The sequence below is a fragment of the Atribacterota bacterium genome (assembly GCA_039638595.1).
Classification (GTDB): Bacteria; Atribacterota; Atribacteria; order Atribacterales; family Caldatribacteriaceae; genus Profundicultor; species Profundicultor thermophilus.
In genome coordinates, this window is sequence record JBDIWM010000001.1 from 1 (window position 1) to 14,578 (window position 14,578).

Below are 14,578 nucleotides of genomic sequence, written 5' to 3' on the forward strand. Positions count from 1 at the left end.
CCGGCTGTGCGCAACATCGCCCACAATGGCCATTCTCAGGCCTTCAAAACGGTGAAAAAAACGCTGAATCGTTAGCAAATCGAGTAGAGCCTGCGTGGGATGTTCCCGAAGTCCGTCTCCCGCGTTCACAATGTGAAAGGGAGAAAATTGCGCCAGATACTCAGGCACTCCACTTGCAGAATGACGCACCACCAGAACATCCGGCCTGAGGCTTCCCAGAGTGAGAACCGTGTCTCTCAAGCTCTCGCCCTTCCGAAGGCTACTCACCTCTATATCGACATTCACCACCTGCATTCCCAAAAGTTTCCCAGCAATTTCAAAGGAAGTACGGGTCCTGGTACTCGGCTCAAAGAAAAGATTAACCAGGAGGTACCCTTGCAATGCTTCACAGTTTTTTGGAGAATCCCCTAAAAACTCTCGAAAGCGACTCGCTTTTTGCAACAAATATGTAATGTCTTCCCTGCTCAAGTTCCTGATTCCCAAAAGATGGGCATGACACCACGTACTCAAGCCACAAGCCCCCCTTAAAGGTCCAACAAAAAAGTCCATCCTTCCCTCACTGGGAAAGATGGACTTTTTGACCTCCAGAAATAGATCCGAATTCTCCCTCTCATACCGAACCCTGCATTAGGATACCGGTAAATACGTCCTCTGTCAACTTTGAAAAGTCAGGAAAAAACAAATTTTACTTTCCTGCAGTCTGGTCCTCCAGGTATTTCACCATCCTAACCCCCAAACCACACATCAATCAAACGGTGAGCCTCTTCCCGTACGTCCTGGCTCTCCAGAGGATTCTCTCCTCTTTGGAGCGCTTCTTCGACCAGCTTTACTAGGGTTTTGCTAGGGATAAAATTAGGAATATCACGAAAATAAACCGATTGGGGATATAATCTGAAAGCAGCTTCAAAGATCGCCACCTGGGCCGTGGAATAAGCATTGACGACGCCAGTTTCGTTGATCCTATCAGAACGGAGGTCCGAAATCCCTTTGGCAACCACCACACCCTCCCGCTGGGCATAGAGAATACAGTGGGCGTTCACTACCCCCTGAATTTCATATACTCCAGAGCAATCCGCAAAACCCTCCATGCTGTCGCCCTCTTCACCCCCTACTATAATGCGGGCGAAGGGAAGTGGGTATTCTCCCCCTTGCCCTCCATTCCGACAAAAATCCGAAAAATACGGGAAGGGGAGGACAAGCTTTCCCCGAACTACCATTCCCTTTCCTCCGGAACGGTCCTGCCAGGAAAAAGGAGTACACCCTGAAAGGAAAATCAGGAAAATCAACATCAATATTTTCCGCAACAACGTTTTCACCCAGACCAAAGTTATTATTTTCCTTAAGTATAAACCAGAGCAGAAAACGAAACTATAGGAAAAATTTCCTAATCGCAGAAGTGGGAAGGACTAATTTTCACTAAATTGAGTAGGGTCAATCTCCTCCCCCTACTCAGTCAATGGTAACGTACCAATTATTTTGAGCCTGCCAGCAACTCAGAAACTGCGAAAGAGGATACATATTGTTGGCCCCGCTTGTCTTTCCCGGGTCATGGACCACCACTGAATCGTTCGTAATCCCTACCACCAGCATGGCATGTTTGGCTCCACCAGGACTCATATTGGAAAAGACGGCCACGAGCACTGGCTTCCCTTCCTTAAGGAAAGACCGCAAAAGTTCGACGTTTCCCATCCCGATTCGAGCAGAAATACCCTGAAACTCGAGAAAAGAACGGATATAAAATACATTGGTAAAACCGCCGTTATAGTTATTGATGGGGAGACCAAACCGGGCGTTCAACCACTCGTCAGCCGCCATAATATCCTGGGGAGTAGGTGTAGTCCCATAATAATAGGCCTTAATCATCACCGCCGAAGCAACCCCACAATTTCTGGTATTACTCCAATCCCCAGGAGGAACCTGAGGCAAAAAGGGAACATCAAGGAGAATGCGAGCGGTAGAATTCTCAACAAAACGAGCGGACACCCCACTATCTAGATCAGGACTGGAAGGTACTACCCCAAGCTGTGGCGCACAACCAGCAAGAAGCACAACTACAAATCCTACCACCATGAGACTGTACCATTTCTTCATCACGACACCCCCTTCTTTCCGAAGAGGGGGAGGGGCGCTCCTGGCAAGTCCAAAAAAATAAGGAACTTGGCAGCCCGGCCACCATGGCTTTCCGCTTTAGGTCCGTAGCTTTGTGCCCTCCCCTTTCGGAGAGTTTACCCTTTCATTTCCTATTTATGATTATCGACCGGGAAGGCAAAAACTTTAGAGGGTAGAAAGAAAAAATCCTGTAAAATTTTCAAAATCACCTGAGAAAGAACCCAGTGTGAAACTGCTGATTTTTCCCTTCTTTCATTTTCTCATAGATCTTTGCAAACTCACGTTCTGTCTCCTCAAACGCCTTGAGGACGGTGGGATCAAAATGAGAGGGCATGGTCCGCCCGTCTCCCTGAAGGATGATCCGGCAAGCCGTCGCATGGTCAAACGCAGGTTTATAGGGCCTTCTGCTTCGCAGGGCATCATAATGGTCCACAATGTTGACGATTCTGGCTTCAATGGGTATTTCCTCCCCTTTCAATCCCTTGGGATATCCACTCCCATCCCATCGTTCATGGTGAAAGAGAGCAATGTTTCGTGCTATTTTCAACTTGGCATGTTCGCCAATAATTACTGCCCCATAGATGGTGTGCTGCTTGACCTTTTCCCACTCCTCCGGAGTTAATTTTTCGGGCTTCTGGAAGATCTCTGGGGAAAGATGGATCTTTCCCACGTCGTGCAAAGCCGCCTGCAGTCGAATCCCGTTAATGAACCTTTCTTCCATTCCCAGCCACTTGGCGATAAGAGCACTGTATTCACCGACTCGCAAAATAGATTCCCCACATCCTCATCATGGACCTCTGTTCCCCGGGCCAAAGCAAAAACGGTACATACAAAAGCTTCTTCAGTTTCTCTTATCTGCCCTGCGAGAGATTGAAAAAAGAGACACTGCATTACCAGATGATCAAGAACCGATGCATCGTACTCTGAAACCGGCCTTCCATAGTTCAACGCCACCACCACCAGGTGGTGACTAAAATAGCCCACCATATTGGAAATCTTAATGTCATAAAGACTCAAACGCCCACGCAGAGCCATGACAAGGGAGTCTTCTTCCATATCCTGGTTATAGAAAAGAATCCTGGTTTCGGAAGGCAAGATGGGTAAATACCCAAGGTTAACAGGATTTCTCTCCACCTTATCAAAGGCAAAATGGTATTGATGCCACTGGCAGGCCCCCTTGCGGTCAGGAATACCAAGAAAAAGGAGTTCCGGTTTCTCTCGATCTTTCGCGTTTTTGCGCAATATTCTGGCTCACCAGAATGCGGTCCACATCTCCAATGAAATCAAATTCCACCGGCTTAAACGTCCGGATCAGGTTCTTACCAAAAGATGTAAGGTGCATAATGCCTGCATAGGCGGAATTGAGCTGGTCATTTAGAGCCTTGACACGCAAAAGCATCTTGATTCTCGCCAGCACCTCAGCTTTATCAAAAGGTTTGGAGAGGAAATCCTCTGCCCCAGCCTCAATGGCTCTGATACGCTCTTCTTTGGCCGTAAGAGAGGTAATCATCACCACAGGAATGTTCCGCAAAGATTTATCCTCTTTAATCTTTCGACACACTTCAAAACCATCCATCTCAGACATCATGACATCAAGAAGCACTACGTCAAAATGCTCTTCATTGAGCCGGAACAGTGCTTCTCTACCACTTTCAACCTTCACGATCTCATACCCCTGTGGTACCAGCAACGCCTCAAGCAAAACAAGGTTCGAAGGTTCATCATCCACGCAGAGAATCCTGGGTTTGCCACTCGTCATCCCCCTTAGCTCCTTTCCCCCATAATTTTTTTGACGAGTTCCATCAATTCCCTAGTATGGATTGGTTTGGCCAAATAACCGTCCATTCCGGCACACACAATCTCTTCCCGCTCGCTTTTCATAGCAAAAGAGGTAACAGCGATAATTTTAATTCCCCGGGTAGAAGGATTATCTTTGAGAATTTTGATAACGGTCAGGGCGTCCATAGCCGGCATCTGGATGTCCATGAAATACACTCATAAATCATTCTATCTGGCTCAAGCGGTTTTTCAACCCCAAAAGAAGCTACCGCCTCGATCTCCTCTCCTTCCACACGATACATCACGCCTCAATCCACGTATCCGCACCGGTTGAGATACGATAATACCTCAACACCCAGATCTTCCATGTGCTCAAAACCTTTGTTGAAAAGAGCCAGAAAGTCAGCGTATATCCTTTCCGCCTTCTCTTTCCGTCGCAAAGCTTCAGCAAGCACTGTCCTCCGGTAAGCAAAAACCCATTGAGCAGGACCACGCACATAACAAAAAAATAATATGCTGTCACGAAGAGGCCGCAGCGAGGCAAGGATAGCCCTCAGTGGTCGTTGAACGATCAATCCAAGCCCCGGTGTCTCCAGCAAACCATAAACAACTACCACTTCTTCTTTCCTCAGAGGGTCATACATTATCTCTCTCTTTTCGCTTCGCCTTGCTTAATGCCGATAATCACGGGAAATTCCTCACCAAACACTCCCCCAGAGTGGTAAACCACATTCCTTTTTTATCGGTGATCACAATTATTTCCTCTGGGGAAACTTTTATTCTCGCCACCATCACTTCGAGGTAACTCTCCGGATACACCATGAGCAAAACAGCCGCATTATCTATTCCAACAGATTTCACAGGAGTCAGCACAAGTATGGTAGGGCTTCACCCGGCATCAGGGTAAAAAAGCCTGACAAAGGAGACCAGGTTTGCACAAATTTCCGAAACCAGACCTGGTGAGCTACATTACTTTCCGGAGGCACTCTCCCTCAGGATATTGTACCAAGACATTCCCTTCGGGAGACAAAACCAGAGCAGACTTGATTACCCCTGAAATGGTTACCAGATTTTCTAAATGCTTGGTAACCTCCTTCCAATCTGTTTCCACCAAGGAAACCCTCAAAGAAGGACGGGCAGCGTACGATTCTCCAAATTTCAGCACCTTTTCGAATTGTCCTGAAAAAGATTTAACCATGACCTGAAGATGATTTTTTTCTCTCTGGAATGCATCCTTTTCCAGCATCCCTGTAAAAATAAACTGAACATAGAGGAGAAACAGTAAAAAGGGGAGGATACCGAAGAACACCTCTTTGAGGGCAATCCAGGAAAAAGATCGCTTTTCTCCTCGTAAATCTCATCTCTACCCCATTTTCTGAAAAACCCTACTCCGGAGAATAACTTCCCCGTACTCCGTCACCATATCTTTAGGCAAAACTTCTGTTTCTCCCAACACAAGATATCATTAGGGGAAAAGAGAGCGCGACGCGGTCCTAAACACCCTCCCCGCTATCTCCCGCTTCAAATATATAATCACATTCCGACACAGGACCAGATGATAGTTCGAAAATACATCTTCTCTGGGAATCGTACCATTCGTAATATCATGATATACAAAATGCACCATTTTCCTGATCCCTTCTGAAAGCACATACTTTTCTCCCTTTTGCCGGAAGTACTGATCAAGGTATACCTTTTTGGCTTCCCGCAGGGCCTTACCTTCGTACTCGGCTTTTCTGGGCTCCCCCAGAGCACCCAGGTCTACGTCAGTAGCAACAATCAATGGCTCCAAAATCGTGTTTTCCGGCATCAACTCCCTTAGAAGAATAGCTACCAAATATGGCTCTTCCTCCTTCACCGTAACCAATACTCCACACCCTGATTTGTTTCCCTGTATACTGCTTGCAAAGCTCTGGCAAAACAATCTCTCCAAGCACTGCAAAGGTCAAAGATCCCCGGGAGAACTCGCTCACATTAATAACCAGCCACCGAAGAAGGACATCTATTTCCTCATAATGTTCTGGGAGATAGTCAAGGTAGCACGAATAATCTTCAAACCCCAAAGCGTTAAGGCGGAACCGTATCCCGTGTAAAACGGTATCCTGACGGTAAAGAGTAAAGTCAATACTCCTTTTTTCCTTTAAATACGAATAAAAGACATCAAGAAGTTCCTCCAATTCGTCCCCCTCCGGAATCATTATATCAGTTTATCGCCTCTCGGATTTAGAGTGGAACTGCCGGAACAATTATTAAACCTTCTTGAGGAAAATTCTCTGGGAATAAACCAGCCGAAAGTCAGTTTTCGTTAGTAGAACCATCATGCAGGGGAGGGGGAAAGTGCGGTGGGTTTTTGTCTTTCCAGGTTTGCTGCTTCTTGCCTTTTTTGTGGTCTTTCCCAGCATCGGCATCGAAGCTGCCACATACTGGCATTTTACCATTCAAGCCCAAGGAGATGATGGGGAAGAAGAATGGCTCTGGGTGACGTTGCGCGAGGTGTCCAAAAAAACCTACCACGCCCAGATTCACCAGAAGGTTCTGAGCCTGGGTGGGAAAGGATTGAGTGGGGCTCGCCTCATCCAGGTTCGGTCTAAGGCCTGGCGTCAAGCCTATCGAACTGAGGAAAGTTTTTCCTGTGACACCTATCTTCCTAAATTTGGAAAGCACCTCAAATACTGGCAGGAAAGCTGGAGCAACTGGGTTTTTTGTCAGGGCCAGATTTTACCTCTCAGTGCCGAAGAAAAAACTCTCCACTTTTCACCCTATTTCGAACTCAGCCTTATGCGCGCTCGCGACGTCCAGAAAATACTCAACCGGGAGAGACGATTCCTCACCATCACAGAACTTCCGGGAGAGGAAGTGAAAGGAAAGTTTAATATCTATTCAATTGAGTACCTTGATCCGCTCGTCCACTATGAGGATACCTGCCGTTCTAAAAAATGGGCAGAACACTATCGTCCAATTTTTCTACGCCTTGACCTTCACAGTGGATACCGGGAGATCGGAAAAGGCTTTGCCACCGTCGAAGTCCTTGACCATTTGATTCTCACCTATTCTCTGTACCGGTCTCATTCCCCGGAACACCGCTTCTTTGGAAAAAAAATTGCCAATTTCGGCAATATTCAGGAATTCTTCATTAGCCAGGAACTGGCTTTCGAGGAAGCACTGCTCGGTGAAGAAGAAACCGAAAGCGGTAATGAAACTATAGGCTTCCTTGAAGAAAATACAGAAACTGAGATAGACGAAGAAATCATGGTATTTACCGAAGAAGAAACCAGCGAAGAGGTGATGACATTCACCCCAGAAGAAATCGATCTATCGCAGGAAGAAGGTGTGGAAGTAATCCAGCACCAGGGGGAAACCCCAGAAGATGTGATGGTCTTCACCGAAGAAGATACAAGATAAAATTCCACCTTTCTTTCACACAGCGCAATGAACCCGACCCCGAAATGATAGCACATTGTTATATTATTAACTATTTATAAAATACTATCCCTCTTTTATATATTTTTATCACTCTCTCGGAGGAGGGATACCATGAAACGTTTGAAACCCAATTTACCTCGAAAAATTTAGGAGTTCCCCGACGGCCAGCTCCGGCTGGTTAACTGGCGGGAAATACCACCCATGGAACTCAGCAACTGGGCCGGACTCCACGGTAAGATGGAAACCGAACTCATCGTGTGCAAGGAAACTACCGGTTCCAAAATGGTGGTGGTGGGTCGTTCGGTTTTCTTTCCCGGAGCCTATCATGATTCCCACTTTCATCTTTACGCCGAGAAAGTCCTTTACTGTCTTAGTGGCAAAGGCGTTGCCGGAAGTGGGGATAAAGAGTACCTTCTCACCCCTGGTGACGTCCAGTTCGCCGCGGTGGGGGAAACACACTGGCTTCGCAATCCCTTCTTGGAACCCCCTGGAATTTATCTGGATATACAGTGGCAATGGAGTGAACATGCCCAGTGAAAGTGGATACTGTGTTTCGGACCTCTTCAAAGAGGCCGAGGAAATCATCAGAAAAAAATCAGATTCCTGAATAAGGAAGGATAACATGGAGAGCTTAGCACTGAAAGCTCAGAGCGTGCTTCGTCTTTTCTCTCTAGAAGGAAGGGTTGCCTTAGTGACTGGGGGTGGCAAAGGCCTTGGGGAAGCCATGGCCTACGCTCTTGCCGGGGCCGGGGTCCATGTAGCCGTCGCCGGGAAAACCCTTGCTAACGTAGAAAGAGTAGCTCGGGAGATCTCCGCCATGGGAAGGCATTCCCTGGCCGTCGAAGTTGAAGTAAGGGACAAACGACAGGTAGAAAAAATGGTGGCTCAGGTGGTGTAAGAATTTGGACGCCTTAACATCCTCATCAACAACGCCGGTTTTGCCGATGTACAAACCATTACTGAATTCCCCCTGGAACTGTGGGAGTACATCATGGACGTTAACGCCAAAGGAACATTCCTCTGTGCTCAGGAAGCCGCCAAAGTAATGTTGAAGCAGAAAAAGGGGGAAATCATCAACATTTCTTCTTTGCAAGGTTCAGTGGGAAGACCCAAAGACCCCGCGTATGCCGCCAGCAAAGCAGCAGTCAATCTCATGACCATGTCTATGGCCTGTGAATGGGTAAAAGAGGGAATCTGTGTCAATGCCATTGCTCCCACCTGGTGCTGGACAGACCTTACTGTACCTCATCTGCAAAAAGAAAATTTCTACCAGGCCCTGCAAAAAAGAATTCCCCAGGGAAGAGCTCGCAATCGTGAGGACCTTTTTGGCATAGTGGTTTTCCTGGCTTCCGATGCTTCAGATTTCATAAACGGAGCCATCATTCCTGTGGACGGAGGGGCCATCGCTTGCGACGGCTTCCCTGAAGTTGAAGACCCTGGAGAATAACTCTTTTGCCCCAGGCTCATCCACCTGGGGCAATTTCCAACCCTTTCATTCGCCGGCTGTGGTCAGGCGCATCCCTTCAATAAAGTACCGCTGCAACAGCGCAAAAAGGAGAATGGTGGGAACAGACGCCATAAGCGCTCCGGCCATAAGGCTGGGAATGTCGGTTCCCGAACCAGCCCGAAAACCCTGGAGCTGCGCGAGACCCACCATGATTGGCCGAACACCGGCAGAGCGGGTAAGGACCATTCCAAACATGAGGTCGTTCCATATCCAGGTAAACTGGAAGAGAAACAGAACCGCAATGGCTGACCTGGAAAGCGGAAGATATATTTTCCAGTACACTTTGAAGTTGGAACACCCGTCGAGCTTCGCTGCTTCCAGAACCTCTCCAGGCAAGGTCAAAAAATAGTTTCGGAAAATAAACGTGCAGAAAGGAATACAAATAGCAATATAGAAAAGGCTCATGCCGAAAAAGGTATCATAAAGACCCGTGGAAATATACATCTTGAAAAGAGGAATGAGATAAATCTGAAAAGGGAAAATGGTTCCACTCCAGATGATGAAAAACCAGCTGAAAGCACCTTTGACTTTCAATCTGGCAATACTGAAAGATGCCAAAGAAGAAAGGAATATGGCTCCCCAGGATCCCAAAAGGCCATAAATAAGGCTATTGATGAAATACCTTCCCAGTTTGGCCTGATTCCAAGCTTTCACCAGGTTAGGACCAAAAAAGTTCCGGGAGGGTAATTGCCAGAATTTTTGCGCTCCAAACTCCTGATTGCTCTTGAAGGCCAAAAGCAGGGTGGGCCAGATGGGAAGAATCCACAAAAATCCGAGCACAACCATTATGGTATAGATAATGAGGTTCCTTGTTTTCATAGTTCTATCTCCTCAATAGTGAACTTCCCGTTTGGTCACTTCCCGGACGTATATCCAGGAAACAAAAAGAACCACCACCGAAAGAAAAATGGCAATGGCTGCTCCGTAACCCATGTGGAAAAGCACAAACGATTCCCGAAACATCGACACAGCCAGGGTTTCAGAAGAACGATATGGACCACCGTCCGTCATCACATAGATAATATCAAAGATATTGAACGAATTAATGAGACTCATTGCTACCACCACGGTGGTAATGGTTCGAAGCATAGGGAAAACTACGTAGCGAAATGTCTGCCACTCAGTGGCTCCGTCAATTTTGCAGGCTTCAACTGGTTCAGTGGGTATGGTCTGAAGGCCAATAAGGAAAATGACCATATTCATCCCCACTGTTTTCCAGGTCCAAGCCCAGATCATGGCATAGGTATTCAGAGGCACTTCAGACAACCAGGAACGGCCTGGAAACCCTAAAAGACGTAACAGGGTATTGGCTACTCCAAGATCTGGAGAGTACATCCAAAGCCAGATGAGACCGGTTGTTACCGCAGAAATGGTAAGCGGAATGTAGAAAAGAGACTTAAACAAATTGGCCAGACGGATGCGGTTGACGAAATACGCTACCAGAAGTCCCAGCAAGACAGAAAAAGCCAGAGTAAAGATAACCCAGATAACGGTATTTCTGAGGGAAGTCAGAAAAACATGATCTCGAACAAACTGAAGATAATTACCAAAACCGATAAACTTGGGAATACCCAAACCATCCCATTTGGTAAAACTCACAACCACGGTATACCCAGCAGGGATCAAAAGAAAAATAACCACCATGGCCAGAGCCGGAAGAATAAAGAGATAACTGCTGAGCTTCTCTCCTACCAATTGTATACCTCCCAGCATTGAAAAAGGGGGCTATATAGCCCCCTTTTTCAATGAGAACTCCAATACGTATCAGCAACCTTCTGCAAATCTCCCAGGATTTGTTCCATTTTCCCTGGATTCAAAATGAATTCTGCAAACTTGTCGACCGCCTCCTCACAGATGTCAGTAGGGGTAGCTTCCCAGAAACGGTTAATCAGACGATAATTTTCCTGCGCAACTTGCTTGACGATGTTCTGCATAGGTACTGAGAGGAAATCTGCCGAAGTTTTTTTATTCGCAGGAACAAACCCCATGAGTTTACACCACTTGTACTGGGTCTCAGGACTCAACCACCAATCGGCAATCTGTAAAGCTTTTTCCTTACCGGGGGCATTTTTACCAAGAAGCATGGGTGCTGCTTCATAAATAATGACCTTTCCCACCTTGGGATCAATGGAAGGAAGGATAAAAGCACCCACGTCTTTCCCAACCGTAAGTCCCATCTGAATTAACTGACCCTCGTACCAGTTCCCAATCAAAATCATACCTGCTTTGCCCTGAGCCATAAGACGGGGATAATCGGCAAAAATGTCAGTAGCCGGATCCGAAAAGTACCCTTTTTCAATCATTTCCCTCCACAGGGTAAAAACCCTTTTGACTGGCTCATCGGTGTACTTTGCCTTACCCACCATGAGGTCAATGTACACATCGGGGTTAGTCCGAATCATGAGGTCTTCAAAATAAATGAAAGTGGGCCATCTTCCCTGAACCGTGCTACCTAAGGGAACAATACCATTGGCCTTCAGGACATCACAAATTTTGATGAATTCTTCCCAGGTTTTGGGTTCCTCCAACCCAAATTTCTGAAACACCGGAACACTGTAATACACAACCCAGTAAGCCAGGTTAGTGGGCACACCATAAACCTTTCCGTCGAATTCGAACGCATCCTTGAAGGCCAAATCGTACTCATCCCTGTGTTTTTCCCACAGAGCTGTCACATCTTCCACAAGTCCGGTATCCACCAGCGGTTTCATACGAAAATCCGACCACCAGGTAAAAAGTTCCGGCGCCTTACCAGTTGGAAGAGCGGTCCTCACTGCAGACATAAATACATCCGTAGTAGGAAAAGGAGTGGGCGTGAACGCGATTCCCAGTTCCTCAGCACAGATCCTGGCCATTTCGGTAAACAGGGTTTGCCAGTCAGGTGCACCTCCCTTATCGTGCATCAGAACAATTTCCTGTGCCCAGAGTTGAAACTGAAAAGCAAAAATACCCAGGAAAACCATAACCACCAACCAACAGAATCTTTTCATAAAAATCCCTCCTCAAGCAGATTTTTGGAAAAGAACGCTTACAGTAATTACACAGAAAGCAAGGAATTCAATAAATAGCCTAAATAACTCTTAACGTAGAACCGCTGTCTTTCGCTCTCCATTCTTCTCAAAGACATTTTTGCTTGGGGTACTCGTCCAACGGGTATTTGACTTTCTTCCTTTCTTCCCTTACAATCCAGAAAAAAACCTGCGGGAGGTTACCATCTTTGGAACGAGAAAGAACCCAAAGAAAAATCATGCTCGGTAACGAAGCTTTTGCCCGGGGGGCTTATGAAGGTGGCGTAGAAGTTGCGGCCGGTTACCCCGGAACACCGAGTACCGAGATTCTTGAATTCCTCAGCAAGTATTCCACCGTTCATTCCCGATGGTGTCCAAACGAGAAGGTTGCTTTTGAAGTCGCCGCTGGAGCTGCGATTGGAGGAAAAAGAGGACTGGCAACCATGAAACACGTGGGATTAAACGTCGCCAGCGATGCCCTGATGACTCTGGCCTATACCGGGGTTAACGCCGGATTTGTTTGCATCGTAGCCGATGACCCAGGAATGCATTCTTCCCAAAATGAACAGGATTCCAGAAACTATGCTCTCTTTGCCAAGGTTCCCTACCTTGAACCGGCCAACAGCCAGGAAGCACTGCTTTTCGCCCGCCTGGCCTTTACCATCTCAGAAGAATTCGATACTCCGGTGCTCATCCGTTCCACCACCCGGGTTTCACACAGTAGAAGTGTGGTAGAAATCGGAGAACGAGAAACAGTTCCGGTGCGACCATACCAAAAGTGTGCCCCAAAGTTTGTGATGATTCCGGCGTTTGCCCGCGAACGGCGAAAAGTTTTGGAAGAACGGCTACAGAAACTCCAGCAATGGGTCGAAGAAACTCCCCTCAATCAAGTAGAGCTTCGCGACCCATCTTTGGGAATCATCACGGGGGGAGTCCTCTACGACTACCTCCGGGAAATCGCTCCTTCGGTTTCCATCCTCAAATTAGGGGTTGGCTACCCCTTACCAGTGCAAAAAATCCGGGAATTCGCTCAACAGGTTAAGCGACTTGTCATTCTTGAGGAACTGGACCCCATCTGGGAAAGAGAACTCAAAGCGCTGGGAATACCGGTTGAGGGAAGAAATCTGTTTCCCGGTATTGGCGAGATTACACCTGATACCATCATCGAATGCCTGTTTCCGGAAAAGAAACGAGAATATGTGGAAGTGAACGAATATCTTCCCCGACCACCGGTCCTCTGTGCCGGTTGCCCACATCGCGGTGTCTTCAAGGTCCTGAAAGACCTGAGTGCCACCGTTTGTGGCGATATCGGTTGTTATACCTTAGGAACCTTGCCACCGCTTTCCTCCATGGATACCTGCATCTGCATGGGTGCCTCCATTTCTATGGCTGAGGGCATTAAACTCGCTCATCCTGAACGCCCAGTCGTGGCTGTGCTCGGTGATTCAACCTTTATTCATGCCGGTATTCCACCACTGATTGATGTTGTATACAATAAAACCCCCATTGTGGTCCTCATTCTTGACAACGGCACCACGGCCATGACTGGTGGACAAGAACATCCTGCCACGGGGAAAACACTTTCTGGGGAAGATACTGTGCGCCTTGACTTTCCGGCTCTGGGACAAGCCATTGGGATTCCCCGGGTCGAACGGGTCAATGCCTACCACATCGAAAAATTACGTACCCTGCTTCAGGAAGCCTTTCTCGCTCAGCACCCCACCCTCCTCATTATCGAAGGACTATGTCAACTCAAAAAGAGAGAACGGCATACCCCTTTTGCTGTGCAGGATACCTTCTGTCTTCACTGTGGCCTGTGCGTGAGCACTGGTTGTCCCGCCATCGAAAATGGAGATGTCATTCGCATCATTTTCGAGCGTTGTGCTGGATGCAGCATCTGTGCCCAACTTTGTCCCTTTGAAGCCATTAAAGAGGTACAAACGCCATGAAAGGGAGCATCATCCTTTGCGGAGTCGGAGGAATGGGAATTCTCAAAGCGAGCGAAATCATTGCTGAGGTCCTACTTCAGAGCGGATTCCTTGTAAGACAATCTGAAGTTCACGGAATGGCCCAGCGTGGTGGGAGCGTTGTGACTCATCTGCGTTTTGGAAAAGAGGCGTACGCTCCGCTCCTTTCAAAAGGCGAAGCAGACTTCATGCTTGCCTTTGAGGAAATGGAAACTCTACGTTATCTCCAATACCTCAAAAAGGGTGGCATCGTTCTCCTCAACACCATCCGTATATGTCCACCGGGCATTGAAATGAAACAGTATCCTCAAGAAATCGCCAAAATACTTCAGACCCACGGATTTACCGTAATTCCTCTCAATGTTACCGAAATCAGCCTCCAGATTGGTGATATCCGTACCACCAACACGGTACTTTTGGGGGGACTGAGCGCGATCTTCCCGGTTAACGATTTATGTATTTGGAAAAAAGCGGTCGAGAAGATACTGGCTGGGAAAAATCTCTCCCAAAACCTCATTGCCTTTGAGGCGGGAAGACGGTACGTCGAATCTCTGCCATCCCCAATGGAATCGAAATTCCCATGGGCCTGAACATGGAAAAATATTCCAGCCGTGTTTCCCAAAGACCACAGAAACAAACTTTTGACGCGTGCACCACTCAAGGAAAATCCTTGTATTTCTTAGCTCCTTCCTTCCGTACACTCCGTATCCCCAGCAACGACATCGCTCCGGCAATCCCCTATTTTCTCGCACTTACTGATCTTGGCTTATCCTGGACTATTCCCA

Annotated in this window: 17 protein-coding genes, 1 pseudogene and 1 riboswitch; of the genes and pseudogenes, 5 read left to right on the forward strand and 13 right to left on the reverse strand. The window is 47.3% G+C overall.

All coding sequences use genetic code 11. The features are described 5' to 3' along the window. The 10 genes from pyrB to ABDK92_00050 form a co-directional block, all read right to left on the reverse strand. Positions 1–510 (reverse strand): aspartate carbamoyltransferase catalytic subunit (gene pyrB / locus ABDK92_00005; protein MEN3185007.1); only part of this gene is annotated, 510 nt, incomplete at its 3' end. Between the two features lie 215 nt (positions 511–725). Beyond that, on the reverse strand, positions 726–1,304 hold the full coding sequence (locus ABDK92_00010; protein MEN3185008.1) for a hypothetical protein: 579 nt from the start codon (positions 1,302–1,304) through the stop codon (positions 726–728). Positions 1,305–1,449: 145 nt separating this feature from the next. After that, the gene (locus ABDK92_00015) at positions 1,450–2,091 is read right to left on the reverse strand and encodes a C39 family peptidase (GenBank protein ID MEN3185009.1); all 642 of its coding nucleotides are present in this window, start codon (positions 2,089–2,091) and stop codon (positions 1,450–1,452) included. A gap of 65 nt (positions 2,092–2,156) precedes the next feature. Beyond that, positions 2,157–2,240, reverse strand: a riboswitch (cyclic di-GMP riboswitch). Positions 2,241–2,314: 74 nt separating this feature from the next. Further along, positions 2,315–2,875 carry an HD domain-containing phosphohydrolase gene (locus ABDK92_00020; protein MEN3185010.1) on the reverse strand — a complete coding sequence of 187 codons (561 nt, stop codon included), beginning with the start codon at positions 2,873–2,875 and terminating at the stop codon, positions 2,315–2,317. Positions 2,876–3,292: 417 nt separating this feature from the next. Then, positions 3,293–3,868: a response regulator gene (locus ABDK92_00025; protein MEN3185011.1), complete on the reverse strand. Its 576-nt coding sequence runs from the start codon at positions 3,866–3,868 to the stop codon at positions 3,293–3,295. Between the two features lie 5 nt (positions 3,869–3,873). After that, positions 3,874–4,095, reverse strand: a complete 222-nt coding sequence (locus ABDK92_00030; protein MEN3185012.1) for a response regulator — start codon at positions 4,093–4,095, stop codon at positions 3,874–3,876. A gap of 101 nt (positions 4,096–4,196) precedes the next feature. After that, positions 4,197–4,532, reverse strand: a complete 336-nt coding sequence (locus tag ABDK92_00035) for a hypothetical protein (protein ID MEN3185013.1) — start codon at positions 4,530–4,532, stop codon at positions 4,197–4,199. A gap of 320 nt (positions 4,533–4,852) precedes the next feature. Then, the gene (locus ABDK92_00040; protein ID MEN3185014.1) at positions 4,853–5,197 is read right to left on the reverse strand and encodes a hypothetical protein; all 345 of its coding nucleotides are present in this window, start codon (positions 5,195–5,197) and stop codon (positions 4,853–4,855) included. A 156-nt stretch (positions 5,198–5,353) separates the two neighbouring features. After that, positions 5,354–5,698: a CheR family methyltransferase gene (locus ABDK92_00045; GenBank protein ID MEN3185015.1), complete on the reverse strand. Its 345-nt coding sequence runs from the start codon at positions 5,696–5,698 to the stop codon at positions 5,354–5,356. Then, positions 5,655–6,065 (reverse strand): hypothetical protein, encoded by a 411-nt coding sequence (locus ABDK92_00050; GenBank protein MEN3185016.1) that lies wholly within the window; start codon positions 6,063–6,065, stop codon positions 5,655–5,657. The genes ABDK92_00045 and ABDK92_00050 overlap by 44 nt, the downstream gene beginning before the upstream one ends. A gap of 160 nt (positions 6,066–6,225) precedes the next feature. Between ABDK92_00050 and ABDK92_00055 the strand changes: the two genes are divergently transcribed. The 3 genes and pseudogenes from ABDK92_00055 to ABDK92_00065 all read left to right on the forward strand — a co-directional run bounded on the left by ABDK92_00055 (position 6,226) and on the right by ABDK92_00065 (position 8,758). Beyond that, complete coding sequence (locus tag ABDK92_00055; protein MEN3185017.1) at positions 6,226–7,290, forward strand: hypothetical protein; 1,065 nt, start codon at positions 6,226–6,228, stop codon at positions 7,288–7,290. A gap of 222 nt (positions 7,291–7,512) precedes the next feature. Then, positions 7,513–7,848, forward strand: coding sequence for a cupin domain-containing protein (locus ABDK92_00060; protein ID MEN3185018.1), 336 nt, complete (start codon positions 7,513–7,515; stop codon positions 7,846–7,848). A gap of 85 nt (positions 7,849–7,933) precedes the next feature. Next, positions 7,934–8,758 (forward strand): annotated as a pseudogene (locus ABDK92_00065) (glucose 1-dehydrogenase). Positions 8,759–8,803: 45 nt separating this feature from the next. On the opposite strand, the gene ABDK92_00070 reads toward ABDK92_00065, so the two are convergent. The 3 genes from ABDK92_00070 to ABDK92_00080 are packed head-to-tail and all read right to left on the reverse strand — an operon-like array spanning position 8,804 to position 11,808. Next, positions 8,804–9,637, reverse strand: a complete 834-nt coding sequence (locus ABDK92_00070) for a carbohydrate ABC transporter permease (GenBank protein MEN3185019.1) — start codon at positions 9,635–9,637, stop codon at positions 8,804–8,806. Positions 9,638–9,649: 12 nt separating this feature from the next. Beyond that, entirely contained in the window at positions 9,650–10,513 is an 864-nt protein-coding gene (locus ABDK92_00075) for a sugar ABC transporter permease (GenBank protein MEN3185020.1), read from the reverse strand. A gap of 47 nt (positions 10,514–10,560) precedes the next feature. Continuing rightward, positions 10,561–11,808, reverse strand: coding sequence for an extracellular solute-binding protein (locus ABDK92_00080; GenBank protein ID MEN3185021.1), 1,248 nt, complete (start codon positions 11,806–11,808; stop codon positions 10,561–10,563). A gap of 257 nt (positions 11,809–12,065) precedes the next feature. Here ABDK92_00080 and iorA point away from each other — a divergent pair, with 257 nt between their 5' ends. Further along, a complete protein-coding gene (gene iorA, locus ABDK92_00085) occupies positions 12,066–13,775 on the forward strand; it encodes an indolepyruvate ferredoxin oxidoreductase subunit alpha (protein MEN3185022.1) in 1,710 nt (569 codons plus the stop codon). Next, positions 13,772–14,383 (forward strand): indolepyruvate oxidoreductase subunit beta, encoded by a 612-nt coding sequence (locus ABDK92_00090; protein MEN3185023.1) that lies wholly within the window; start codon positions 13,772–13,774, stop codon positions 14,381–14,383. The genes iorA and ABDK92_00090 overlap by 4 nt, the downstream gene beginning before the upstream one ends. Positions 14,384–14,578 lie beyond the last annotated feature (195 nt).

Coding starts and splice junctions, on each gene's coding strand:
- ABDK92_00015 (MEN3185009.1), bottom strand. CDS start 2,091: ATGAAGAAATGGTACAGTCTCATGGTGGTAGGATTTGTAGTTGTGCTT.
- ABDK92_00025 (MEN3185011.1), bottom strand. CDS start 3,868: ATGACGAGTGGCAAACCCAGGATTCTCTGCGTGGATGATGAACCTTCG.
- ABDK92_00030 (MEN3185012.1), bottom strand. CDS start 4,095: ATGGACATCCAGATGCCGGCTATGGACGCCCTGACCGTTATCAAAATT.
- ABDK92_00035 (MEN3185013.1), bottom strand. CDS start 4,532: ATGTATGACCCTCTGAGGAAAGAAGAAGTGGTAGTTGTTTATGGTTTG.
- ABDK92_00045 (MEN3185015.1), bottom strand. CDS start 5,698: ATGCCGGAAAACACGATTTTGGAGCCATTGATTGTTGCTACTGACGTA.
- ABDK92_00060 (MEN3185018.1), top strand. CDS start 7,513: ATGGAACTCAGCAACTGGGCCGGACTCCACGGTAAGATGGAAACCGAA.
- ABDK92_00070 (MEN3185019.1), bottom strand. CDS start 9,637: ATGAAAACAAGGAACCTCATTATCTATACCATAATGGTTGTGCTCGGA.
- ABDK92_00080 (MEN3185021.1), bottom strand. CDS start 11,808: ATGAAAAGATTCTGTTGGTTGGTGGTTATGGTTTTCCTGGGTATTTTT.
- iorA (MEN3185022.1), top strand. CDS start 12,066: ATGCTCGGTAACGAAGCTTTTGCCCGGGGGGCTTATGAAGGTGGCGTA.
- ABDK92_00090 (MEN3185023.1), top strand. CDS start 13,772: ATGAAAGGGAGCATCATCCTTTGCGGAGTCGGAGGAATGGGAATTCTC.